Genomic DNA, 22,288 nt, shown 5'->3' with positions numbered 1-22,288 from the left:
TAGTTATAGAATTTTAGAATCTTCTACCTCCACCTCTATTACCACCTTGAAAGCGCTCTTTTAATTCGTCTGTTTTTACTTTAATAATTTTATTATACTCCTCTCTGTTAACTTTTTTACCTTTTTTAGGCTTATCAATTTCTAAATCTTCAGAAGGATTTAATACAATTTCTGTACACAACATTGTAGTTTTGCCCGTATTTAATTCTAAAATTAAACCTGGCAAACCATAGTAAGAGTCTGGCCCAGAACTAACAGGTATTTGTGGTGTATACCAAGCAGTAACTGCTAAAGTTCTAACTTCTGGTTCTTTTTCCTCTTCTTTATTATCGCTCTTTGGAGCTCCACCTCTACCTCTTCTACCAAAAATGCTTCCAAAATCTACACTTGTATCTACTTTTACTAAAGTTGCTTTATAACAAGTATATTGTCCAATTTTTTTAGTTTCTGTACTTAATTCCCATTTCGGTTGTTCCATTTCTTCAACAACAAGAAAACGTTTACTAAACATTTCTACGTCTTCAATCATTTCTTTCTCTTTTAAATTTTTGTAAATAGAGCCTTTACCATTACTTGCACCCCATCTTCGACCAGAAGATCCTCCAGGAGCATCTAATTTTATATTTTCTTTAAATTCAGATTCTGTTTTATTAAAACTTAGGGTGTAGGTTTTTTCTAAAAAGTTTTTCATACGAGCCATAATCTGTTTTTTCTCTTGCTCACTTCTTCCTTCAAACCTACTCATATCCATAGTGGTTTTAGACATATAAGTTGCTTTACCCTGAAAGTCGTTTTGAGAAAATAAAATATTAGTTGCTAAAACTAATACGAAAGTAAATACTGATTTCATCATTTCTATTTTTTTGTAAAAATATCGGTTATATGGTCAGTATGACTTAAAAAAGGTTTAAAAGTTTAAAAGCATTGGGAAAACTTTAACAACTCTACCCTCCTATTTTTACTCTAACTCCATTGCCCATATCAAAACCATTTCTGCTTTTAAACTTCTCCATCATCTCTTTAGATTTCTGTTCTTGAATCTCATCAAACTTTTTTTGATCTACAACTTTACCTTTTTCTGGTTCTTGTAAATTTATTTCTTCTGATGGATTTAAAACAATTTCAGTACAAACAATCATTCTCTTTCCATCATTAATCTCTAAAATTAAACCAGGTAAACCTTGGTAATCATCTGGTCCATTACTTATTGGTACTTGTTGTGTATACCAAGCTGTTGTAACAATAGTTTCTGTTTTTTTCTCTTCTTTAGTTTCTCCATTTATAAAGCTCATACTTGTACTTTCTTGCTCTCTTGTGTAAATAGCTTTGTAGCAAGTGTAATTACCTATGTTTTTAGTTTCTGAAGTTAATTGCCAATTGTAATTTGGTAAAGAATCTTTTATTAAAAAACGTTTTCCTTGTATTTCTGTTTGATTAACATAGCGCTTTTCTTGAATATTTTTATAATACACACTACCACTACCAGAGCCTCCAAAAGACATTACCACAATTTGATTACCACCAACTTGCGGTTTTGGTGCATCTAATTTTACTTCTTCTTTATATATAGATGCTGTTTTATTAAACTCTAAAGTGAATGTTTTCTGATTCATTTTCTGCATTCTTTTTCTTAATTCCTCTTGCATTTTATCATCTACACCTTTTTCATTATTGATTTTAAAATTCGATTTTCTGCTTGTTTTATAAATTGCTTTACCTGTAAAATTTTGTGCATTTAAAGAAAAAGCAAAACATATTGTAAGAATTATAATAATAGTTTTCATAATTTATTTGTTTTTGATGATTTATAACTACACCACAAAGATGCAATTGAAATATTGTTATTTAGGTTAACGAATGTTAACGAGTGTTAACCCACTGATTTTATAATTTTTACTGATTATCTTTGAACTATGAATACCCAGAAACACAAATGGATTTTTTATTTTATAACCACCACAATTATTACAACAATTGCAGTTCAATGCTATTGGAATTATAAAAACTACGAAGAAAACAAACAACGCGTTGCTAATGAAATTCAATTAAGTTTAGACAATGCTGTAGAAGAATATTTTTCAACTTTGGCAAAAAACGATTTTCTTACCATAATAAAGTCTAACAATAACGACAAGGATGTAAAAGTTTCTGTTGATAATTCTTTTGACTCTATCATTAAAAAACTAAAAAAAAGCAGAACTAAAACAGACCAAGCAAAATTTACCATTAATAGTATTCAAATTTCTTCGGATGAAAATTTTTCTCAAGAAAAAATAGATTCTATGATGCTAGACACCAAAGAATTGATAACTGAATTAAATAATAAGCAAGATTCTATTAAACTATCACAAAGCAACACAGATAAAATTAAATCATTTACCCAATTTACCGATAATAAAAACGGAGTTCATTTTGATGAAAGTGGCAAAAAATCTTCTGTAAAATACTACAAAGGAAAAGCTGCTGCAGATAGTTTAAAGCTAATGACCAACCTAAAACCAATATTTATTTCTTTTTTAGACCAATCTTTAGATTATCATAAAATTGATTCTTTAATAGAAAATCAATTAAGTACAAAAGGCATCAACTTAAAAACGAGCTTTTATCATTTAAAAAAAGACACTATTTTTAAAAGAACAAAAGATACTACTTTGGTTGATGAAAATTTTTCTGTAAACTCAAAATCTACTTATTTAAAAGACAATCAAGCATATAAATTATATTACAGCAACCCAAGTTACGAAGCTTTAAAAAGAAGTTTTGGCGGTATTTTTCTATCGTTAATTTTATCTCTTTTAATTATTTCTTGCCTGTTCTATTTGTTAAAAACCATTAATCAACAAAAAGAGTTAGCAACCATAAAAAACGACTTAATCAGCAATATTACACACGAATTTAAAACACCAATTGCCACAGTTTCTACAGCCATAGAAGCCATAGAAAATTTTAATGTTTTAGAAGATAAAGAAAAAACAAAAAAATACCTTTCTATGTCATCAATTCAGTTAAAAAAATTACATCAAATGGTAGAAAAATTGTTAGAAACCGCAACTTTAGATAGCGAACAATTACTCTTAAAAAAAGAAACTATTGATGTGGTAGAAATGACAGAGAAATTAGTGCATAAACATCAATTACTAGCAAACAAAAAAACACTTAACTTTTCATGGAACTTGCAACCTATTTATTTAAATGTAGATGTTTTTCATTTTGAAAATGTAATTTCTAACCTTATTGATAATGCCATAAAATATGGTGGAAACACAATAGACATCAATATAAATTCAATTTTAAACTCAACAGAAATAACAATTGCTGATGATGGAAATGGCATTGAAAAAAATCAGCAAGAAAAGATTTTTGATAAATTCTACAGAGTACCAAAAGGAAATACGCACGATGTAAAAGGTTTTGGAATTGGATTATATTACTGTAAAAAAATCATCGAAAAACATTTTGGGAGTATTTTTCTTTCTTCGGATAAAAACCAAACCATTTTTAAAACAACCATACCCAATGTCTAAAATAAAAGTACTTTTAGCAGAAGATGAAGCTAGTTTAGGAATGATTGTAAAAGAAAGCTTAGAAACTAGAGATTTTACAGTTTTTCACGCAGAAAATGGCGAAGAAGCTTACAAAATTTATCAAACAGAAAAACCAGACATTTTAGTGTTAGATGTAATGATGCCTAAAAAAGATGGTTTTACTTTAGCCAAAGAAATAAGGCAAGAAAACAAAGGAATTCCTATTATTTTTTTAACAGCAAAATCGCAAACTAGCGATGTTTTAGATGGTTTTAATCTTGGTGGTAATGATTATTTAAAAAAACCATTCTCTATGGAAGAGCTAATTGTTAGAATTAAAGCGCTTCTCAATAGAATTGAATTAAAAACAAATGTTGAAACAATTAAAATTGGCGAATATATTTTTAATTTCACCAAACAAACATTAGCACATTCTAATGCTGTAGAGACCTTAACTCACAGAGAAGCTCAATTACTTTTTTATCTCTTTGAAAAGAAAAACGAAGTTTTAGATAGAACTTTTATTCTAAACAAATTATGGGGTAATAACGACTTTTTTAATGCCAGAAGTATGGATGTTTTTATAAGTAAACTCAGAAAAAAATTAAAGAAAGACACCAACATTCAAATTTTAAATGTTAGAGGTTTTGGATATAAATTGATTTGTTAACTATTTAAAACTTTAATTTTTATAATTTAGCAGTTCTATTCAATTTTTATAATTTTAGTATATGCACGTTGCAATTGCGGGAAATATTGGTGCTGGCAAAACCACCCTAACCAAACTTTTAGCCAAACATTTTAATTGGAAACCCCATTTTGAGTCTGTAGATGAAAACCCTTACTTAGATGATTTTTATGGAGAAATGGAACGCTGGTCGTTTAATTTACAGGTTTACTTTTTAAACAGTCGTTTTAGACAAATTTTAGAATTAAGAGAAACTGGTAAAAACATTATACAAGACAGAACCATTTACGAAGATGCTCATATTTTTGCACCAAATTTACACGCAATGGGTTTAATGACCAATAGAGATTATGGTAATTATAGTTCTTTATTTGAGTTGATGGAAAACTTAGTACAACCACCAGATTTGTTAATTTATTTAAGAGCAGATATTTCTACCTTAGTTGGGCAAATTCATAAACGTGGTAGAGATTACGAAAACTCTATAAGCATCGATTATTTAAGTAGACTTAATGAGCGTTATGAAGCTTGGATTTCTACTTACACAAAAGGTAAACTATTAGTAATAGATGTAGATAATTTAGATTTTGTTTCTAATCAAGAAGATTTAGGATATATTATTGACAGAATTGATGCACAAATAAATGGTCTTTTTTAAGAAAACTAAATAGAATATAGTATTATATAAAAGGAAAGAGACCGTTAAAAAACGGTCTCTTTTTTTGTGATTAACTCACGCATGATAGATAGTCCCCCAACTTTCTATCAGATTTTAAGTCTTGCTAATGCAACACTTCAATCTCGTTATCTACGATTTCCTTTACAGGAATAATAATTGTTTTATTTTCGACCTTTAAAATTACTGAAATATTATCAATTGACTGTATAATTCCTTCATAATTTTTAGTTTTTATTTTATTTCCTACTTGTAAGTTCTTTCTAGAGTAATATCCAAACAAAAGTCTCTTTATTATATCTCTAGATCCTAAGCCAAAAGAAATGGTAAAAGCTGCTAAAATCGACGCAAATATAATAGATAAATTATTAGTAATCAAATCTGTGTTAATACCTGCTTGATTTAACGCTGTAACACTTACTATTACTGCAATTAAGTAAAAAACAATGTTACCAACTAAACTGCCTCCTGTTAACTCTAAAGAAGCAAACATACTTGCTACTGCCTTTTTAACCAAATTTGCTAAATAAATACCTACTGCAAAAATAATTAATGCACTTATTAGTTTAGGTAAATAGGCAATTAAGTTACTTAATTGCTCAGAAACCATTTTTAAACCTAATAATTCAGAAGCTACAATTACAAAAACAAAAATTAAAATCCATTTTATAGTTGTAATAATAATTTTTGTAGGCTGAATTTTTACAGAGTTACTTCCAAAAATTTCATCGACATTTAATTTTTCTGGTAAGGCATCTATATTTGTTAGGCCTAAAGCTTTTTTTATGATGTAAAGAATAAATTTAATAAAAAGCCAACCAATTATTAAAAAAGCAAGTCCTTTTAATAATTGAGGTAAAAAATTAACAAAATCATACCACAGATTTTGCAAGAAACTAAAATCAAAGTCTGATTGTAGTGAAATTAATAGAGAATTCATTTTGCTGTATTATTAGTTAGTTATCTTCTTTTTTGGGATTATTAGCACCCAAAATATCGCCAATTGTATTTGGGTATTTCACCAAAAACAAATCAGCAACATCAATTGTTAGCTTTATCATATTAATGTCATTCAGCACTTTTTCTTTGAGTACTTCTGGCACTTCATAATGATGCAATATTTTCTTAAAGGGATTCCCCATATTTTATAATTCGCCGTAAATACTTACCACTTTTTGTTTAGCTCTTTTAATACGCATTTTTACTGCACTTTCACCAATATCTAAAGCCTCTTTAATTTCTTTAATACTCATATCATCTTGATATTTCATTAAAAGAATCATCTTATCTTTGGGCTCCATTAAATCTAGAGCCTTGGCTAATTTATCTGACTTTAATTCAAATAATGCAGCATCATCAATTTCTTGAGATACTTCATCGTCTTTAATAACATCAGTAACTACAGTTACTTTTTCTTGTTTTTTATGATTATTTCTTTGCACATAATTCACACAAAAATTATACGTAAAGGAATATAACCAAGTAGAAAACTTAGAGTTTCCTTTAAATGTTTTTAACTTAATAAATAATCGAATAAAAACATCGTGAGTTAAATCTTCTGCCTCTTCTTTACTTTTAGCAAAACCATAACACTTATTATAAACTACTTTAGAAAATCTATCATATAAGAGAGCAAACAATTGCGAGTTGTTTGTTTCTACTATTTTAAAGACCAATTCTTCGTCTGTTAACTTATCTAAAGTACTTGTTTTCAATATTGATTATCTTTAAGACACAAAAGAAAGTAATAAGTCACAAGAATTTTTAAAAAAAAGCTAATCAGTAATTTTAACACGTTGAATGTATCTTTTTAATCTTTTAAAAAAAAATGAAGCATTTTGTAACATTTATATAAGTTGTTACGTATAATAAGTTGTAGCAATACATTAATCCTTTAAAAAGTCAGAGAGAATTAGATGAGACAACTTAAAATTACCAAGCAGGTTACTAATAGAGAAACTGCATCCCTAGACAAATATTTACAAGAAATAGGTAAAGTAGATTTAATTACTGCAGATGAAGAAGTAGAATTGGCACAGTTAATTAAAGCTGGTGATCAAAGAGCATTAGAAAAATTAACCAAAGCCAATTTAAGATTTGTTGTATCTGTTGCAAAACAATATCAAAATCAAGGATTAACTTTACCAGATTTAATTAATGAAGGTAATTTAGGTTTAATTAAAGCTGCAAAACGTTTCGATGAAACTCGTGGTTTTAAATTTATATCTTATGCTGTTTGGTGGATTCGTCAATCTATATTACAAGCCTTAGCAGAACAATCTAGAATTGTACGTTTACCTTTAAACAAAATTGGTTCTATTAATAAAATTAACAAAATGTACGCTTTCTTAGAACAAGAAAACGAGCGTCCTCCTTCTGCAGAAGAAATTGCTAAGAAATTAGACATGACTGTTAATGACGTAAAAGAATCTATGAAAAATTCTGGACGTCACGTATCTATGGATGCACCATTAATTGAAGGTGAAGATTCTAATTTATACGATGTTTTAAACTCTGGTGAGTCTCCAAATCCAGATCGTGTTTTATTACACGAATCTTTAAGAATTGAAATTAACAGAGCTTTAGAAACATTAACTCCTAGAGAAGCAGATGTTGTAAAATTATACTTTGGTTTAGGTGAACACCAACCAATGACATTAGAAGAAATTGGTGAAACTTTCGATTTAACAAGAGAACGTGTTCGTCAAATTAAAGAAAAAGCAATTAGAAGATTAAAACATACTTCTAGATCTAAAATTTTAATGACTTACTTAGGTTAATCATTAAAAATTTATAAAATTTAAAACTCTCAAATTCATTTTTGGGAGTTTTTTTTTATTTGAAGCTATTTCCTGCTTTCACTACTCGCTTTTTTGTAAAAAAACAAAAAGAGCTCAAACAAATCGTTCAATCAGGGCTAAACTTGTTTGCTAAAGATTTTGATTTAATTCAAACTAAGTTCATTAACTAATTAATTATCTTTGCAAAAAACAGTAATAAACTAATGAGTAATTTAATTGCACCTTCAATTTTAGCGGCAGATTTTGCCAATTTGCAAAAAGACATAGAAATGGTAAACAATAGTGAAGCAGATTGGTTTCATATTGATATTATGGATGGCGTTTTTGTACCAAACATTTCTTTTGGAATGCCAGTTTTAAAAGCAATAAACAAGCACGCTACAAAAACAATTGATGTACATTTAATGATTGTAAATCCAGACCAATACATACAAACTTTTTCAGATTTAGGTGCCGATATTTTAACTGTACATTATGAAGCTTGTACACATTTACATAGAACAATACAAGCCATAAAAGCTGCAGGAATGAAAGCAGGAGTTGCTTTAAATCCGCATACACCAATTGCAGTTTTAGAAGACATTATTGCAGATTTAGACTTAGTTTGTATTATGAGTGTAAATCCAGGTTTTGGCGGACAATCATTTATAGAAAATACTTATAAAAAAGTGAGTCAATTAAGACACTTAATTGAGTTTACAGAGTCTTCTTGCCAAATAGAAATAGATGGTGGGGTTACCAACAAAAACGCAAACAAATTAATAGAAGCTGGCGCTAATGTTTTAGTGGCTGGTAGTTATGTTTTTGGAGCAGAAAACCCAACAGAAACTATTGCAGATTTAAAAAATATAATTGCATAATTGCTATACACAGTCGTAGACATAGAAACCACAGGAAATGGATATAAAGGTCAGAAAATAACTGAAATATCCATTTTTGTTTTTGATGGCAAAGTTGTGGTAGATGAGTTTACATCCTTAGTAAATCCAGAGCAAAATATACCTCCTTTTATTACCAATCTAACTGGCATTACAAATGCAATGGTTAGAAATGCACCTAAGTTTTATGAGATAGCAAAAAAAGTAGCAGAAATTACAGAAAACACCATTTTTGTAGCTCATAATGTAAACTTCGATTATAATATTATTCAGGCAGAATTCAAAAGTTTAGGTTTCGATTTTAAGCGCAAAAAACTCTGTACAGTTCGTTTATCAAGAAAAATAATACCTGGTTTAAATTCTTATAGTTTAGGTAATATTTGTACTGATGAAAACATTGAAATTAATGGTAGACACAGAGCAAAAGGAGATGCTGAAGCTACTACAGAATTGTTTAGAAGATTAATTGAAAGAGATGATAATTTTATTATCAATTCTTTTTTAAATCCGCGTTCGCGACAAGCTACTTTACCTCCACTTTTAGACAAAAAAGTAGTTGACAATTTACCCGAAACTTTTGGCGTTTATTATTTTAAAAATTTAGCCAAAGAAGTTATTTATGTTGGTAAGGCTAATAATATAAAACAGAGAGTTATCAGTCATTTTTACGATAAAAAAAAGAAAGAACAGAATATGTGTATAGAAACTGCAGATATTTCTTACGTAGAAACTGGCAGTGAATTACTAGCACTTTTGTATGAATCATCAGAAATAAAACATATTTACCCAAAATACAATAGAGCTCAGAGAAAATCTGGAGAAGCTATAGGCTTATTTTCTTACGAAGACAAAAAAGGAATTTTACACTTGGCTTATAATCGTTTAAAACTAGTGCCAAATGCGTTAACCAAATATTACAATGTTTCTGAAGTTAGAAATCATTTAGAATATCTGTGTAAAGAATTTGAATTGTGTCCAAAATATTGTCATTTACAAACCAATGTTACTACTTGTTTTCATTATCAAATTAAAGAATGTAAAGGTATTTGTTGCGATAAAGAGTCTGTAGAAGATTATAACTTACGCGTAAAAGAAGCGATAAAATCTATTGGAATTGGAGCCGAAAATTTGGTAATTAAAGAAACTGGAAGAACTGAAAATGAAGTTGGTTTTGCCTTAATTTTAGACGGAATATACAAAGGTTTTGGCTATGTCGATATTGATCAAGCCAAACAATTAACTAATCCAGAAGATTATCAGTTTTTTGTACAACCCCAAAAAGACAACAGAGATATTCAGAGAATAATTGGTTCTTATTTAAAGAAAAAAGAAAATGAAAAAATCAGCGTATAAAATAAATATAATTGGTGCAGGAATTAGTGGTTTAATTGCGGCTCAGATTTTAGAAAATCACGGATATCATCCTACAATTTTAGAAGCTTCAGATTCTGTTGGTGGGCGTGTAAAATCTGAAATGATTAAAGGTCATAATTTAGATTTAGGATTTCAAGTATTATTAACTTCTTATCCAGCTGCAAAAAAATATTTGAATTACGATGCTTTAGATTTACAAAAGTTTTTACCTGGTGCTGCAATTTTTAAAGATGGTAAATCGCAAACAATTGGAGATCCTTTAAGAAATTTTTCTTTGTTAATTCCTACGCTTTTTTCATCTATTGGTAATTTTTCTGACAAAACAAAAATCTTAAAATTAAACACAATTTTAAAAAAGAAAACCATTCATGAAATATTTAATACTGATGAAACATCGACTTTAAAATATTTGCAAAGTTTTGGTTTTTCTAAAGAAATTATCAATGATTTTTTTAAACCTTTTTTTAGCGGAATTTTCCTTGAACCAGATTTAGCAACTCCTAGCAGGATGTTTGAATTTGTTTATAAAATGTTTGGTAATGGATTTGCAGCTGTACCTAAAAACGGAATTCAAGAAATCCCTAATCAGTTAAAAGCCAAATTAAAAAACACAACGTTTAAGTTTAATACATTTGTAAAAGAAGTAAAGGACAAAGAAATTATCTTAGACAATGGTGATAAAATTGAAAGTCATATTACCATTATCGCCACTGATGCTAGTCCATTAGTTAGCAACTTAAAAAACCAAGAAACTACTTGGACAAGTTGTGACACCTTATATTTTGAGACTAATGAAAGAGTTATAAAAAAACCTTTAATTGGTTTAATTGCTGATGAAAATGCACTTATTAATAATATTTTTTATTATACAAGTTTACCTTCATCAAACAAAACTGATAAAGATTTACTTTCTGTAACCGTAGTAAAAAATCATTCATTAAATGATTTAGATTTAATTTTAAAAGTAACCGAAGATTTAAAAATACTTTGTGGCATAGATGTAAAAAAGTTTATCAAACACTATAAAATTAAGAAAGCTTTACCAGCAACAACTAATTTACAATACGAAATTTCGAGTTCAGAAACCAAGTTAAAATCTACCTTATTTTTAGCTGGAGATCAACTTTTAAATGGTTCATTAAACGCTGCAATAATTTCTGGAGAAAGAGCTGCTTTAGGCGTTATACAAACCTTAGAAGATGGTTTTATCACAGATGAGTTAACTTCTGAGTATTCTTAACAAAAATATAGCCTCAAAATATCTTTTCAGAATAATTTGAAGCCATATTGTTCGTAATAAATTAATGATTTACATGTTTAATTAATATCTTAATATAATAACAGGGGGAATCGTAAATAATTAATTTTTAATTTCTTTTAGCAATTTAGTTTTTTTCAAGCATTTTTTTATCTATATCTTTATCTTTTCTAAGAGCGAAGGCAAATAATGCTACTTCAGCTAATAATAAAGCAATTTTTAGTTTTTTACTTTTACTTACTGCAGCAGTAAGTCCTAATATTTTTGTAGCAATCATAATTTATTTTTTTGTTACTTCAAAAGTACAAGGAAGGTGCAATCTTTATTGATTCATATCAATTAAAAATTAACTCAAATAAAAAATCTCAAAATTTTTCATTTTGAGATTTTAGATATTTTGAAAGAAAAGGAAGATTAAATTCCGTCTCCTAATTCTTTTAATTTTTCTGTGTTTTCTGCTAACATTAATTCATCAATAATTTTCTGAATATCGCCATTCATAATATTAGGCAAATCGTATAAAGACAATCCAATTCTGTGATCTGTAACACGACCTTGTGCATAATTGTACGTTCTAATTTTTGCACTTCTATCTCCAGAAGAAACCATAGAACCACGTTTTAAAGCATCTTCTGCTTGTTTTTTAGCCAATTCTAAATCGTATAAACGAGAACGTAAAACCTTAAATGCTTTTTCTTTATTTTTATGTTGCGATTTTTGATCTTGACACTGAGCCACTAAACCTGTAGGAATATGCGTTAAACGAACAGCAGAATATGTAGTATTTACAGACTGACCTCCAGGTCCTGAAGAACAGAAAAAATCGATTCTTACTTCTTTTGGATTAATCTCTACATCAAATTCTTCTGCCTCTGGAAAAACCATACAAGTTGCTGCAGAAGTATGCACACGACCTTGTGTTTCTGTTTGTGGTACTCTTTGTACACGATGCACGCCAGCTTCGAATTTTAAAATTCCGTAAACGTCATCTCCATTTACTTCAAATTGAATTTCTTTAAAACCACCATTTGTACCTTCAGAATAATCTACAGTAGAAACTTTCCAACCTCTACCTTCGCAATATTTTGTGTACATTCTAAATAAATCTCCTGCAAAAATACTAGCTTCATCACCACCTGTACCTGCACGTAATTCTACAACTGCATTTTTAGAATCTTCTGGATCTTTAGGTATTAACAAGAATTTAATTTCTTCTTCTAATTGCGGAATTCGAGTATTAGCTTCATCAATCTCTATTTTTGCCATTTCTGACATTTCAGCATCAGAACCATCAGCAATAATTTCTTTTGCTTCTTCTATGTTGTTCATTAGAGTATTGTATTCATCACCTTTCTTAACAACATCACCTAAATCTTTATACTCTTTCATTAATTGTGCATAACGTTTTTGATCCATAATGATTTCTGGCTGAATAATTAAATCAGAAACCTCATCATAACGTTGTTTTACAATTCTTAATTTATCTAACATCTTGTCCTCTTTTCTTGGATTGCGAATTTACAATTTTTATAGGTATATTTGAAAAAACCTATCTTTTTTTTATGAAAAAGCTACTTATTTTATGTTCGTTTTTATTGATATTTTCTTGTAATAGTAATATCAACAAAACACAAAAACCTACTTTTTTAATTGGTGAATGGAAACGTTTAAATGATAAACCTGGTAGCCAAACTTATGAAATGTGGAATACTAATTTAGTAGGAATGGGTTATACAATGAAAGGTAAAAAAAGGTCTTTTCAAGAAATTTTGAGTATTATAACCATTAAAGACACTTTGTATTTAGAGGTTAAAGGTGTAAATGAAAAACCAACTTTATTTAAATTTACAGAACAGACAGACACTTCTTTTGTTTGCGAAAACCCGAAAAATGAATTCCCTAATAGAATAAAATACATTTTAGACAACAAACAGTTAAAAGCTTCTGTTTCTGCTGAAGATTTTAGAATTGATTTTATTTTTGAAAAGACTAAAAATTCTTTTTAAAAATACAACTGTTATTACTTTAAAATTGTAAAATAAAAAGTTGTTCCTGAGCCTAATTCACTTTCAATCCAAATTTTACCATTGTAATAATTTACTATTTTTTTAACAATAGATAAGCCTACACCAGAAGATAAACTGGTACTTTCTAACTTGGTAAATACCTTAAATATTCTATCAAAATAATCAGAATTAATGCCAATTCCATTGTCTTTTACAAAGAACTCATAGTATTCATTTTTATCTGTTACACCAACTTCTATTATTCCTTTTTCTTTATTACTGTATTTAATTGCATTATCTATTAAATTGACAAAAACTTGCTTAAACCGCCAAATGTTACCATATACAGTTGGTAAGTTTTCATGAACTTTAATGGTAATATGTTCTGGAATTTTAAGACTTTTTAAAACACCATTTAACAGTGAATTAAAATCGATATCTCTGTCGTCGTTTTCTAATCGATCTATTGTTGAATAATCTAAAATCCCTTTAATTAGCAAATTCATTTTCTCTACATTTAGAGAAATTTCTTTTAAAAGCTCAGAAAAATCTTCTTGTATAGTATCTTTATGATCTTCTATAAACCAATCTATTAAGGTCTGAACATTGATTAAAGGTGCTTTTAAATCATGAGATACTGCATGCGCATATTTATTTAACTCATCGTTTTGATGGGAAAGGCTTTTTAACAACTCTTCTTTTTTCTCTTCTTGTTTTCTAATAACCTCTTCATGTTCTTTTCGTTGAATTACATTAACCAACATATTGGCATAAACAAAAAGTATTTCTTGTTCGTTTTCTGTATACTTATTAATTTTTCTTACAGAATCGAAACCTATAAAACCAATTAATTCATTGTTTTTAATTTTAGGTATCGTTATTAAACTTTGTATGCCTTGAGGCTCTAAAATAGCTCGCAAACCTAAATCACCATCTTTAGGCAATTTACTTACATCTTCTACATAAAAAGCCTGTCCTTTTCTGTGTGCATCTAACCAATGTGTAATATATTCTATAGAAAGATTTTGTAAGTTCTCAATTTCTGGAATAATACCTTTTGCACACCATTCATAAGTATTACTAGAAGTATTATTTATAAAATCATAAGAAAAAACATAACTTCTGTCTGCTTGAACAAACTCGCCTATTTGTTTTAAAGAAGTATTCACCAATTCATCGATATTTGATAAATCTGAATTAATATATTTTGTAGAAATACTAATTAATAAATTTTGAAAACGTAGTTGACGTTGAATTATCTTATTTGCTTCTTGTTTTTCAAAATCCTCATTTCCTTTCTCATTTGAAGTTATACTACTCATAAAATCGCCTTTTTTTTGTAACCTATTATTATCTACTAAGATACAATATTATAAAAACAAATTAAATCTTTATTTTTAAATCGATTTTAAGCTTTAAATTATTTCATTTTGCAATAAAAAACTCCAAATATTATGAATATTTGAAGTTTTTTTTATAATCAATGATTATCCACATTTTGAAGAACCACATTCTTGGCAAGTTAAACAGCCCTCTTGATAAATTAAATCTGTAGAATTACAATTATCGCAAGTTTGTCCTTTGGCTTTTGTGCCATCTTCTACATAACGTTTTAAAGCCCTTTGCACTCCATTTTTCCATGTATTAATAGACTCTGAATTTAGCTGTAAACTTTGTATTAAATCTATTACTTTATCAATAGGCATTCCATGTCTTAACGTTCCTGAAATTAATTTTGCATAGTTCCAGAACTCTGGGTTAAATTTATGAGACAAGCCTTCTATGGTAGTTTTATAACCTCTTTTATTTTTATATTGAAAATCGTAACGAGAAACTCCTTTTTCATCTTTACTTTTAATAATCAATCCATTTTCTACTGAACGTGGAATTAAAATTCCATCTTCATCATCTACTAAACCTGTAAAAATTTCGTAGGGTTTATTATCAAAAATACCCACAAAAGCAATCCATTTTTCTTTTTGATTTTGAAAACGAACAACATCTGCTTCTAATTCAGTAGGCCTTTTTTTAGGAAACCCTGAATTTATTGTTTTTTCATCACTTTTGTCATCCGCAGAAATTAAAACTCCAGAACGCGAACCATCTCTATAAACAGTAACACCTTTACAACCAACTTCCCAAGCTTTTAAATACAATTCACCAACCAAATCTTCTGTAACATCATTTGGTAAATTTACAGTTACACTTATGGAATGATCTACCCATTTTTGAATTGCGCCTTGCATAGTTACTTTACTTACCCAATTAATATCGTTTGATGTAGCTTTGTAATAAGGCGATTTTTTCACCAATTCATCAATCTCTTTTTGCGTAAAATTTTTAGTGGTATCTATATTATTTACTTGCATCCATTGTTTAAAACGATGATGAAAAACAACATACTCTTCCCAAGAATCACCAACTTCATCAACAAAATCTACGCGTACACCTTTATCATTAGGGTTTACCTTTTTTCTACGCTTGTAAACTGGCATAAAAACAGGCTCAATTCCAGAAGAAGTTTGGGTCATTAAACTTGTTGTTCCTGTTGGTGCAATGGTTAATAAAGCAATATTTCTACGACCATATTCTAGCATTTCGTAATACAATTTACTATCTGCTTCTTTTAATCTTAAAATAAACGGATTGTCTTTTTCTCTGTCTGAATCAAAAATTGAAAATGCGCCTCTTTCTTTTGCTAAATTTACTGATGCTCTGTAAGTTTCTACACCTAATATTTTATGAACTTCTGTAGAAAATTCATTTCCTTTATCGCTACCATAACGAATACCTAAGGCTGCTAACATATCTCCTTCTGCAGTAATTCCTATTCCTGTTCTTCTGCCTTCGTAAGCTTTTTTTCTGATGTTTAACCAAAGATTTCTTTCTGTTGCTTTTACATTATCTGTTTCTGGATCTGCATCAATTTTGACTAAAATTCCATCAATTTTTTCTAATTCTAAATCAATGATGTCATCCATCATTTTTTGAGCAATGACAATATGTTTTTTGAATAATTCAAAATTGAATTCAGCCTTATCAGTAAAAGGATTTTCTACATAAGAAAACAAGTTCATTGCCAATAATCTACAAGAATCGTAAGGACATAAAGGGATTTCGCCACAAGGATTTGTAGAAACCGTTTTGTAACCTAAATCTGCATAACAATCAGGTACAGATTCGTTGATTATAGTATCCCAAAATAAAATTCCTGGTTCTGCAGATTTCCAAGCATTATGTACAATTTTTTTCCAAATTTTAGTAGCCTCAATCTCTTTTGAATACAAAGGATTTTTACTAAACGTAGGATATAATTGAGTGTATTTTTCATCCCTTTTTACAGCTTTCATAAAAGCATCGTCTATTCTTACAGAAACATTTGCACCAGTAACTTTACCTTGTTCTAATTTTGCATCAATAAAATCTTCTGCATCTGGATGATTGATAGAAACCGATAACATTAAAGCACCTCTTCTACCATCTTGCGCAACTTCTCTGGTTGAGTTAGAATAACGCTCCATAAAAGGAACAATTCCTGTTGATGTTAATGCTGAATTTTTTACTGGTGAACCTTTTGGACGAATGTGAGATAAATCGTGACCTACTCCACCTCTACGTTTCATTAACTGTACTTGTTCTTGGTCTATTTTCATGATTCCACCATAAGAATCTGATTCGCCATTATTACCAATTACAAAACAATTGGATAAAGAAGCAATTTGAAAAGGATTTCCAATTCCGGCCATAGGGCTTCCTTGTGGCACTATATATTTGAAATTTTTAATGACTTCGAAAATTTCTTTTTCTGTTAATGGATTTTTATATTTCTGTTCTATTCTTGCAATTTCTTTTGCAATTCTTTGATGCATATCATCAGGAGATTTTTCATAGATATTATCTAAAGAATCTTTTAAAGCATATTTATTTAACCAAACAGAAGCCGCTAATTCGTCTCCTTTAAAATAGGTGTTAGCAGCTTTTAAAGCCTCCTCTCTTGAGTAAGTTTTTTGATGAGAAATTACAGTTTTAGATTTCATTGTTTTAGGTAGATTAATTTGATTTTGAAGAAATAAAAGTCATCAAAAAACAAAACCTAAAAGATGATAAATGTCATAAAGTTTTCAAAAAAAACCAACACAACAATGATTTACAGCAAGTTACAAACTTATTAACACTTAAAAGTTAACAAGTAAATTGAATTTTTAAGAAACAGCAATCTAAATACTATTAAAATTAAAAACTCTTTAAAAAGGTAAGCTACAATTAAATCTAATCGTGATTTTTACAATCTTCTAAACCCCATTTATCTAAATTTCTTAAAATTTTTTCTAAAGATTTACCTCTTTTTGTTAAACCATATTCAACTTTTGGAGGCACTACAGGATACACTTTTCTAAAAACCAGTTTATCTTTTTCTAATTCTCTAACAGTTTGCGTAAACATTTTATTAGAGATCCCTTCTATATGTTTTTGTAAAACTCCAGAACGTAAATCACCTTTTAATAAATGAAACAATATTAATGGCTTCCATTTTGTACCTATTAAATTCATTGTATAATTTAAAGGACATTTAATTTTTGTATTCAATTTTTATTATTTATTTTATTGATAATCATTATTTTACTCATTTAGGTAACTATACTACTTTTTAGTAAGTTATTGCCCAACAGGTAAATATAATTTAATTTTGTAATCTAATTTATATATTATGACAACAAATAAGAATTACCCGAAATCATTTTCACATATTGGTTTAACAGTGCCAAACATAAAAGAAGCTGTAAAGTTTTACTCAGAAGTTATGGGTTGGTATATTATTATGGAACCCTCTACTATTAAAAAAGAAGCTGAAACTGCAATTGGCCAAATGTGTATTGATGTTTTTGGTAACGATTGGCAAGAGTTTGAAATTGCACATTTAGCAACTTCTGATGGTGTTGGAGTTGAGTTATTTTGTTTTCCTCATGGAATTAAAGAAGCACCAGAGTTTAATCCTTTTAATACTGGTTTGTTTCATTTTTGTATTCAAGACCCAAATATTGAAGATTTAATTGATAAAATTGTGGTTTATGGTGGTAAACAAAGAATGCCAATTAGAGAATATTACCCAAAAGATAAGCCTTTTAAAATGTGTTATGTAGAAGATCCTTTTGGAATTGTTTTTGAAATTTACACTCACAGTTACGAGTTAACTTATTCTTCTGGAGCTTATCAAAAAAACTAATTAAGAATTATTTCACATAAAAAAACCTCTAAATTGATATAATTTAGAGGTTTTTAAATATTTTAAAGTTTGATTTTTTTAATACTCAAAAACACCAAACTCACTTTTAATCGTTAACTTTTTTGTTTCTGACGCTTCTACCCTACCTACAATTTTAGCATCAACATGAAACGATTTTGAAATAGAAATAATGTCTTCTGCAATTTCTGGAGAAACATATACTTCCATTCTATGACCACAGTTAAATACTTGATACATTTCTTTCCAATCTGTTTTTGATTGTTCTTGTATCAATTTAAATAATGGCGGAATTGGAAACATATTGTCTTTTACAATGTGTAAATTATCTACAAAATGTAAAATTTTGGTTTGTGCGCCTCCAGAACAATGAATCATTCCATGTACTTTATCCGAAGAAAAATTATTTAAAATTTCTTTGATGATTGGTGCATACGTTCTTGTTGGAGATAATACTAATTTACCAGCATCTATAGGAGAATCTGCAACCTTATCTGTTAATTTTGTGTTTCCAGAATACACCAAATCATTGGGTACAGCAGAATCAAAACTTTCTGGATATTTTTCTGCTAAATATTTATGAAAAACATCATGTCTTGCAGATGTTAATCCGTTAGAACCCATTCCTCCATTATATTCTGTTTCGTAAGTTGCTTGTCCAAAAGATTCTAAACCAACAATTACATCACCAGCTTTTATGTTTGCATTATCAATTACATCGGCACGTTTCATTCTTGCAGTTACTGTAGAATCTACAATTATTGTGCGTACTAAATCACCAACATCAGCAGTTTCTCCTCCTGTTGAATGTATGGTAACTCCAAAACCTTTTAAATCTTCTATAAGTTCTTCTGTTCCGTTTATAATTGCTGATAAAACTTCGCCAGGAATTTTACTTTTATTACGACCAATGGTTGATGATAACATAATATTATCTGTTGCACCAACACATAATAAATCGTCAACATTCATTATTAAAGCATCTTGTGCAATGCCTTTCCATACAGAAATATCTCCAGTTTCTTTCCAATACATATAAGCTAAAGAAGATTTTGTACCTGCACCATCTGCGTGCATTATTAAACAATAATCTTCATCATTTGTTAAATAATCTGGTACTATTTTACAAAATGCTTTCGGAAACAAACCTTTGTCTATATTCTTAATTGCATTGTGTACATCTTCTTTTGATGCAGAAACACCTCTTTGTGCGTATCTTTTAGAAACTTCTTGACTCATACTTGTTGTGTTGTGAATTGCAAATTTAGGTTTTTGATTGAAAATAATATGAGTTTGTCTTTAAAAGTTTTAACTATCTAAAAACATTAAAAACACATAATAAATTATTGACAAACCTCACAGTTTTTAGTGCTGTGAGGTTTGCTGTTTCTATTCGTTTATTTAAAGAACAGGCTTTTGAGTTATCAATTTGCGTTAGGGATTGAATGGTTTGTTTGAGCTCTTTTTAGATTTGATGAAAATCGAAATCGAAAAAAGCGAGTAATGAAAGCCCGTAAAAACGCCCAAAACCTTATAAACTTGACTCTTTAAAGTATTTTATCTTGTAAATAATAATTCTCTGTATTTTGTTAAAGGCCACAAATTATCGTCTACCATTGTTTCTAACTTGTCACAATGATATCTAATATCATCGAAAAACGGCTTTACTTTATTACAATAGGCTTGTGCAGATTTTAATCCTTGTAACTTATTTGCTTTTCTGCGTTCATCTATCATTTTGTTGGTTAACGCATTAATTTCTGTAATATGATTAGAGATAATCATAATCAATTCGATTTGCTCTTTGGCAATATTCTTATATTCTTCACCAAAAATTTCTTTTAAATTCTTAGTATTCTCTAATAAAGTATTTTGATAATTAATGGCTGTTGGCACAATATGATTTCTGGCAATATCTCCTAAAACTCTACTTTCTATTTGTAAACGTTTTGTGTATTCTTGTAAGCGAATTTCATATCTTGCTTCTAGCTCTATACTATTCATCACATTCATTTCCTCGAACAAAGCAACTGTTTTCTTAGAAATTTTTACTTGTAATGCTTCTGGTGTGGTTTTATTATTACTTAGTTTTCGTTTTTTTGCTTCTTTTTCCCAAGCATTTCCATAACCATCACCTTCGAAACGAATGTTTTTTGATGCTTTAATGTATTCTCTTAATACATTAAAAACAGCTTCATCCTTTTTTAAATTTTTATCTTCTATTAAAGCATCTACCTCTAATTTAAATTCTTTTAATTGTTTGGCAACAATGGTGTTTAAAACAGTCATAGGTATTGCACAGTTAAGTGAAGAACCTACTGCTCTAAACTCGAATTTATTACCAGTAAACGCAAAAGGAGATGTTCTATTTCTGTCTGTATTGTCTAATAAAATTAAAGGAATTTTACCAATAATATTTAGTTTTAAATCCGTTTTTTCTTGCGGTGAAAGTTTACCTATAGTTACATTTTCTAGCTCATCTAAAACTCTAGATAACTGACTACCAATAAAAACAGACATAATTGCAGGTGGCGCTTCGTTTGCTCCCAACCTATGATCGTTACTCGCAGAGGCTATAGAACCTCTTAACAATTCTTCATTTTCTTGAACCGCTTTTATGGTGTTTACAAAAAAGGTTAAGAATTGTAAATTTTTCATTGGTGTTTTACCCGGACTTAACAAATTTGTACCATCAGAGGTTGATAAAGACCAATTATTATGTTTACCAGAACCATTTATACCCACAAATGGCTTCTCGTGAAAAAGCACTTTAAAATGATGGCGTCTAGAGATTTTATGCATCACATCCATTAATAAAGAATTATGATCTACAGCTAAATTTGCTTCTTCAAAAATTGGTGCTAATTCAAACTGATTTGGTGCAACTTCGTTATGTCTTGTTTTAACAGGAATACCCAACAACATACATTCTTGCTCTAAATCTTGCATAAAACTCATTGCTCTTGCTGGTATGCTGCCAAAATAATGATCATCTAACTGCTGACCTTTTGCGGGTATATGACCTAACAAAGTTCTACCTGTCATTAAAATATCTGGTCTTGAATAAGCAAGTGCATCATCAATTAAAAAATATTCTTGCTCCCAACCTAAAGTTGCGTTTACTTTTGTAGCATTTTTATCAAAATATTTACAAACTGCAGTTGCGTGTATATCTATGGCTTGTAAAGCTCTTAATAAAGGCGTTTTATTATCTAATGCTTCACCAGTATATGCCACAAAAATTGTTGGAATACATAAAGTGGTTTCGTAAATAAATGCAGGTGATGTTGGGTCCCAAGCTGTATAACCTCTAGCCTCGAAAGTATTTCTAATTCCGCCATTTGGAAAACTAGAGGCATCTGGTTCTTGTTGCACTAATTGCTCACCATCAAACTTTTCTATGGCTAAACTACCGTTTATAGATTCGAAAAAAGCATCGTGTTTTTCTGCTGTTGCACCTGTTAAAGGCTGAAACCAATGTGTATAATGAGTAGCACCTTTAGAGATTGCCCAATCTTTCATACTCACTGCAACTTGATCTGCTATTTTACGGTCAATTCTTGTCCCTTTTTCTATTGCATTCATTACACTTTCGTATGCAGTTCTTGTAAGATACTGTTGCATAGCGTGTTTATTAAATACATTTTTGCCAAACAAAACGGATCTTTTTTCATTTTCTAGCACTTTTTTAGCAGTTCTGTTCAATATTTCTTGCAACGCAGAAAACCTAATTGTTGACATAATATGATTTTTAAAGGGTAATTTTTATTTTTTAAACAAATATACCCCATAAAAAATAGGGATAAAATTATTTTCTCTTCATTTTCAATTTTTAACCCCC

Annotated in this window: 21 protein-coding genes; 9 read left to right on the top strand and 12 right to left on the bottom strand. The window is 29.1% G+C overall.

The window, feature by feature from the left end; translation table 11 throughout:
* Positions 1 to 13: 13 nt before the first annotated feature.
* A complete protein-coding gene (locus BW723_RS08320; protein ID WP_317197671.1) occupies positions 14 to 853 on the bottom strand; it encodes a GLPGLI family protein in 840 nt (279 codons plus the stop codon).
* Positions 854 to 944: 91 nt separating this feature from the next.
* Entirely contained in the window at positions 945 to 1,784 is an 840-nt protein-coding gene (locus tag BW723_RS08315) for a GLPGLI family protein (RefSeq protein ID WP_068356171.1), read from the bottom strand.
* Between the two features lie 129 nt (positions 1,785 to 1,913).
* On the opposite strand from BW723_RS08315, the gene BW723_RS08310 reads away from it, so the two are divergent.
* The 3 genes from BW723_RS08310 to BW723_RS08300 all read left to right on the top strand — a co-directional run bounded on the left by BW723_RS08310 (position 1,914) and on the right by BW723_RS08300 (position 4,870).
* Entirely contained in the window at positions 1,914 to 3,524 is a 1,611-nt protein-coding gene (locus tag BW723_RS08310; RefSeq protein ID WP_068356174.1) for a sensor histidine kinase, read from the top strand.
* Positions 3,517 to 4,194 (top strand): response regulator transcription factor, encoded by a 678-nt coding sequence (locus BW723_RS08305; protein ID WP_068356177.1) that lies wholly within the window; start codon positions 3,517 to 3,519, stop codon positions 4,192 to 4,194. Before BW723_RS08310 ends, BW723_RS08305 begins: the two co-directional genes overlap by 8 nt.
* Before the next feature lie 61 nt (positions 4,195 to 4,255).
* Positions 4,256 to 4,870: a deoxynucleoside kinase gene (locus BW723_RS08300; protein ID WP_068356180.1), complete on the top strand. Its 615-nt coding sequence runs from the start codon at positions 4,256 to 4,258 to the stop codon at positions 4,868 to 4,870.
* 124 nt (positions 4,871 to 4,994) lie between these two features.
* Here the strand turns inward: BW723_RS08300 and BW723_RS08295 are convergent, their stop codons facing one another.
* The 3 genes from BW723_RS08295 to BW723_RS08285 are packed head-to-tail and all read right to left on the bottom strand — an operon-like array spanning position 4,995 to position 6,603.
* Positions 4,995 to 5,828 carry a mechanosensitive ion channel family protein gene (locus BW723_RS08295; protein WP_083139528.1) on the bottom strand — a complete coding sequence of 278 codons (834 nt, stop codon included), beginning with the start codon at positions 5,826 to 5,828 and terminating at the stop codon, positions 4,995 to 4,997.
* Positions 5,829 to 5,844: 16 nt separating this feature from the next.
* Entirely contained in the window at positions 5,845 to 6,030 is a 186-nt protein-coding gene (locus BW723_RS08290) for a hypothetical protein (RefSeq protein ID WP_068356186.1), read from the bottom strand.
* Between the two features lie 3 nt (positions 6,031 to 6,033).
* Positions 6,034 to 6,603 (bottom strand): RNA polymerase sigma factor, encoded by a 570-nt coding sequence (locus BW723_RS08285; RefSeq protein WP_068356190.1) that lies wholly within the window; start codon positions 6,601 to 6,603, stop codon positions 6,034 to 6,036.
* 201 nt (positions 6,604 to 6,804) lie between these two features.
* Between BW723_RS08285 and BW723_RS08280 the strand changes: the two genes are divergently transcribed.
* From BW723_RS08280 to BW723_RS08265, 4 genes are all read left to right on the top strand, one after another.
* Complete coding sequence (locus BW723_RS08280) at positions 6,805 to 7,668, top strand: sigma-70 family RNA polymerase sigma factor (RefSeq protein ID WP_018942691.1); 864 nt, start codon at positions 6,805 to 6,807, stop codon at positions 7,666 to 7,668.
* Between the two features lie 224 nt (positions 7,669 to 7,892).
* Positions 7,893 to 8,549, top strand: a complete 657-nt coding sequence (gene rpe / locus BW723_RS08275) for a ribulose-phosphate 3-epimerase (protein WP_068356191.1) — start codon at positions 7,893 to 7,895, stop codon at positions 8,547 to 8,549.
* Positions 8,550 to 9,920: an exonuclease domain-containing protein gene (locus tag BW723_RS08270; RefSeq protein ID WP_068356193.1), complete on the top strand. Its 1,371-nt coding sequence runs from the start codon at positions 8,550 to 8,552 to the stop codon at positions 9,918 to 9,920.
* Positions 9,901 to 11,181: an NAD(P)/FAD-dependent oxidoreductase gene (locus BW723_RS08265; protein ID WP_068356195.1), complete on the top strand. Its 1,281-nt coding sequence runs from the start codon at positions 9,901 to 9,903 to the stop codon at positions 11,179 to 11,181. The genes BW723_RS08270 and BW723_RS08265 overlap by 20 nt, the downstream gene beginning before the upstream one ends.
* Positions 11,182 to 11,326: 145 nt before the next feature.
* Here BW723_RS08265 and BW723_RS17700 read toward each other — a convergent pair whose 3' ends face one another.
* Positions 11,327 to 11,476: a hypothetical protein gene (locus BW723_RS17700; protein ID WP_157578334.1), complete on the bottom strand. Its 150-nt coding sequence runs from the start codon at positions 11,474 to 11,476 to the stop codon at positions 11,327 to 11,329.
* A gap of 137 nt (positions 11,477 to 11,613) precedes the next feature.
* On the bottom strand, positions 11,614 to 12,690 hold the full coding sequence (gene prfA / locus BW723_RS08260) for a peptide chain release factor 1 (protein WP_068356198.1): 1,077 nt from the start codon (positions 12,688 to 12,690) through the stop codon (positions 11,614 to 11,616).
* Positions 12,691 to 12,761: 71 nt separating this feature from the next.
* Between prfA and BW723_RS08255 the strand changes: the two genes are divergently transcribed.
* Positions 12,762 to 13,205 carry a DUF6265 family protein gene (locus BW723_RS08255; RefSeq protein WP_139059050.1) on the top strand — a complete coding sequence of 148 codons (444 nt, stop codon included), beginning with the start codon at positions 12,762 to 12,764 and terminating at the stop codon, positions 13,203 to 13,205.
* Positions 13,206 to 13,219: 14 nt separating this feature from the next.
* On the opposite strand, the gene BW723_RS08250 is transcribed toward BW723_RS08255, so the two are convergent.
* The 3 genes from BW723_RS08250 to BW723_RS08240 all read right to left on the bottom strand — a co-directional run bounded on the left by BW723_RS08250 (position 13,220) and on the right by BW723_RS08240 (position 17,756).
* Positions 13,220 to 14,527, bottom strand: coding sequence for a sensor histidine kinase (locus tag BW723_RS08250; protein WP_068356204.1), 1,308 nt, complete (start codon positions 14,525 to 14,527; stop codon positions 13,220 to 13,222).
* 165 nt (positions 14,528 to 14,692) lie between these two features.
* Entirely contained in the window at positions 14,693 to 17,242 is a 2,550-nt protein-coding gene (locus BW723_RS08245) for an adenosylcobalamin-dependent ribonucleoside-diphosphate reductase (RefSeq protein ID WP_068356208.1), read from the bottom strand.
* A gap of 232 nt (positions 17,243 to 17,474) precedes the next feature.
* A complete protein-coding gene (locus BW723_RS08240) occupies positions 17,475 to 17,756 on the bottom strand; it encodes a winged helix-turn-helix transcriptional regulator (RefSeq protein WP_068356211.1) in 282 nt (93 codons plus the stop codon).
* A gap of 157 nt (positions 17,757 to 17,913) precedes the next feature.
* Between BW723_RS08240 and BW723_RS08235 the strand changes: the two genes are divergently transcribed.
* Entirely contained in the window at positions 17,914 to 18,429 is a 516-nt protein-coding gene (locus tag BW723_RS08235) for a VOC family protein (RefSeq protein WP_068356214.1), read from the top strand.
* A 78-nt stretch (positions 18,430 to 18,507) separates the two neighbouring features.
* Here BW723_RS08235 and BW723_RS08230 read toward each other — a convergent pair whose 3' ends face one another.
* Both BW723_RS08230 and BW723_RS08225 read right to left on the bottom strand, forming a co-directional pair.
* Positions 18,508 to 19,686 (bottom strand): AIR synthase related protein, encoded by a 1,179-nt coding sequence (locus tag BW723_RS08230; RefSeq protein WP_068356217.1) that lies wholly within the window; start codon positions 19,684 to 19,686, stop codon positions 18,508 to 18,510.
* A gap of 318 nt (positions 19,687 to 20,004) precedes the next feature.
* The gene (locus tag BW723_RS08225) at positions 20,005 to 22,188 is read right to left on the bottom strand and encodes a glutamine synthetase III family protein (RefSeq protein ID WP_068356224.1); all 2,184 of its coding nucleotides are present in this window, start codon (positions 22,186 to 22,188) and stop codon (positions 20,005 to 20,007) included.
* Positions 22,189 to 22,288: the final 100 nt, after the last annotated feature.

Origin of the sequence: Polaribacter reichenbachii (assembly GCF_001975665.1) — a bacterium.
Classification (GTDB): domain Bacteria; phylum Bacteroidota; class Bacteroidia; order Flavobacteriales; family Flavobacteriaceae; genus Polaribacter; species Polaribacter reichenbachii.
This window is presented reverse-complemented; position numbering and strand designations above follow the sequence as displayed.

Bases quoted from the DNA above. Each gene is read 5' to 3' on its own strand.
- BW723_RS08320 (WP_317197671.1), bottom strand. From the start codon at position 853: ATGATGAAATCAGTATTTACTTTCGTATTAGTTTTAGCAACTAATATT.
- BW723_RS08315 (WP_068356171.1), bottom strand. From the start codon at position 1,784: ATGAAAACTATTATTATAATTCTTACAATATGTTTTGCTTTTTCTTTA.
- BW723_RS08310 (WP_068356174.1), top strand. From the start codon at position 1,914: ATGAATACCCAGAAACACAAATGGATTTTTTATTTTATAACCACCACA.
- BW723_RS08305 (WP_068356177.1), top strand. From the start codon at position 3,517: ATGTCTAAAATAAAAGTACTTTTAGCAGAAGATGAAGCTAGTTTAGGA.
- BW723_RS08300 (WP_068356180.1), top strand. From the start codon at position 4,256: ATGCACGTTGCAATTGCGGGAAATATTGGTGCTGGCAAAACCACCCTA.
- BW723_RS08295 (WP_083139528.1), bottom strand. From the start codon at position 5,828: ATGAATTCTCTATTAATTTCACTACAATCAGACTTTGATTTTAGTTTC.
- BW723_RS08290 (WP_068356186.1), bottom strand. From the start codon at position 6,030: ATGGGGAATCCCTTTAAGAAAATATTGCATCATTATGAAGTGCCAGAA.
- BW723_RS08280 (WP_018942691.1), top strand. From the start codon at position 6,805: ATGAGACAACTTAAAATTACCAAGCAGGTTACTAATAGAGAAACTGCA.
- rpe (WP_068356191.1), top strand. From the start codon at position 7,893: ATGAGTAATTTAATTGCACCTTCAATTTTAGCGGCAGATTTTGCCAAT.
- BW723_RS08265 (WP_068356195.1), top strand. From the start codon at position 9,901: ATGAAAAAATCAGCGTATAAAATAAATATAATTGGTGCAGGAATTAGT.
- BW723_RS17700 (WP_157578334.1), bottom strand. From the start codon at position 11,476: ATGATTGCTACAAAAATATTAGGACTTACTGCTGCAGTAAGTAAAAGT.
- prfA (WP_068356198.1), bottom strand. From the start codon at position 12,690: ATGTTAGATAAATTAAGAATTGTAAAACAACGTTATGATGAGGTTTCT.
- BW723_RS08255 (WP_139059050.1), top strand. From the start codon at position 12,762: ATGAAAAAGCTACTTATTTTATGTTCGTTTTTATTGATATTTTCTTGT.
- BW723_RS08250 (WP_068356204.1), bottom strand. From the start codon at position 14,527: ATGAGTAGTATAACTTCAAATGAGAAAGGAAATGAGGATTTTGAAAAA.
- BW723_RS08245 (WP_068356208.1), bottom strand. From the start codon at position 17,242: ATGAAATCTAAAACTGTAATTTCTCATCAAAAAACTTACTCAAGAGAG.
- BW723_RS08240 (WP_068356211.1), bottom strand. From the start codon at position 17,756: ATGAATTTAATAGGTACAAAATGGAAGCCATTAATATTGTTTCATTTA.
- BW723_RS08235 (WP_068356214.1), top strand. From the start codon at position 17,914: ATGACAACAAATAAGAATTACCCGAAATCATTTTCACATATTGGTTTA.
- BW723_RS08230 (WP_068356217.1), bottom strand. From the start codon at position 19,686: ATGAGTCAAGAAGTTTCTAAAAGATACGCACAAAGAGGTGTTTCTGCA.
- BW723_RS08225 (WP_068356224.1), bottom strand. From the start codon at position 22,188: ATGTCAACAATTAGGTTTTCTGCGTTGCAAGAAATATTGAACAGAACT.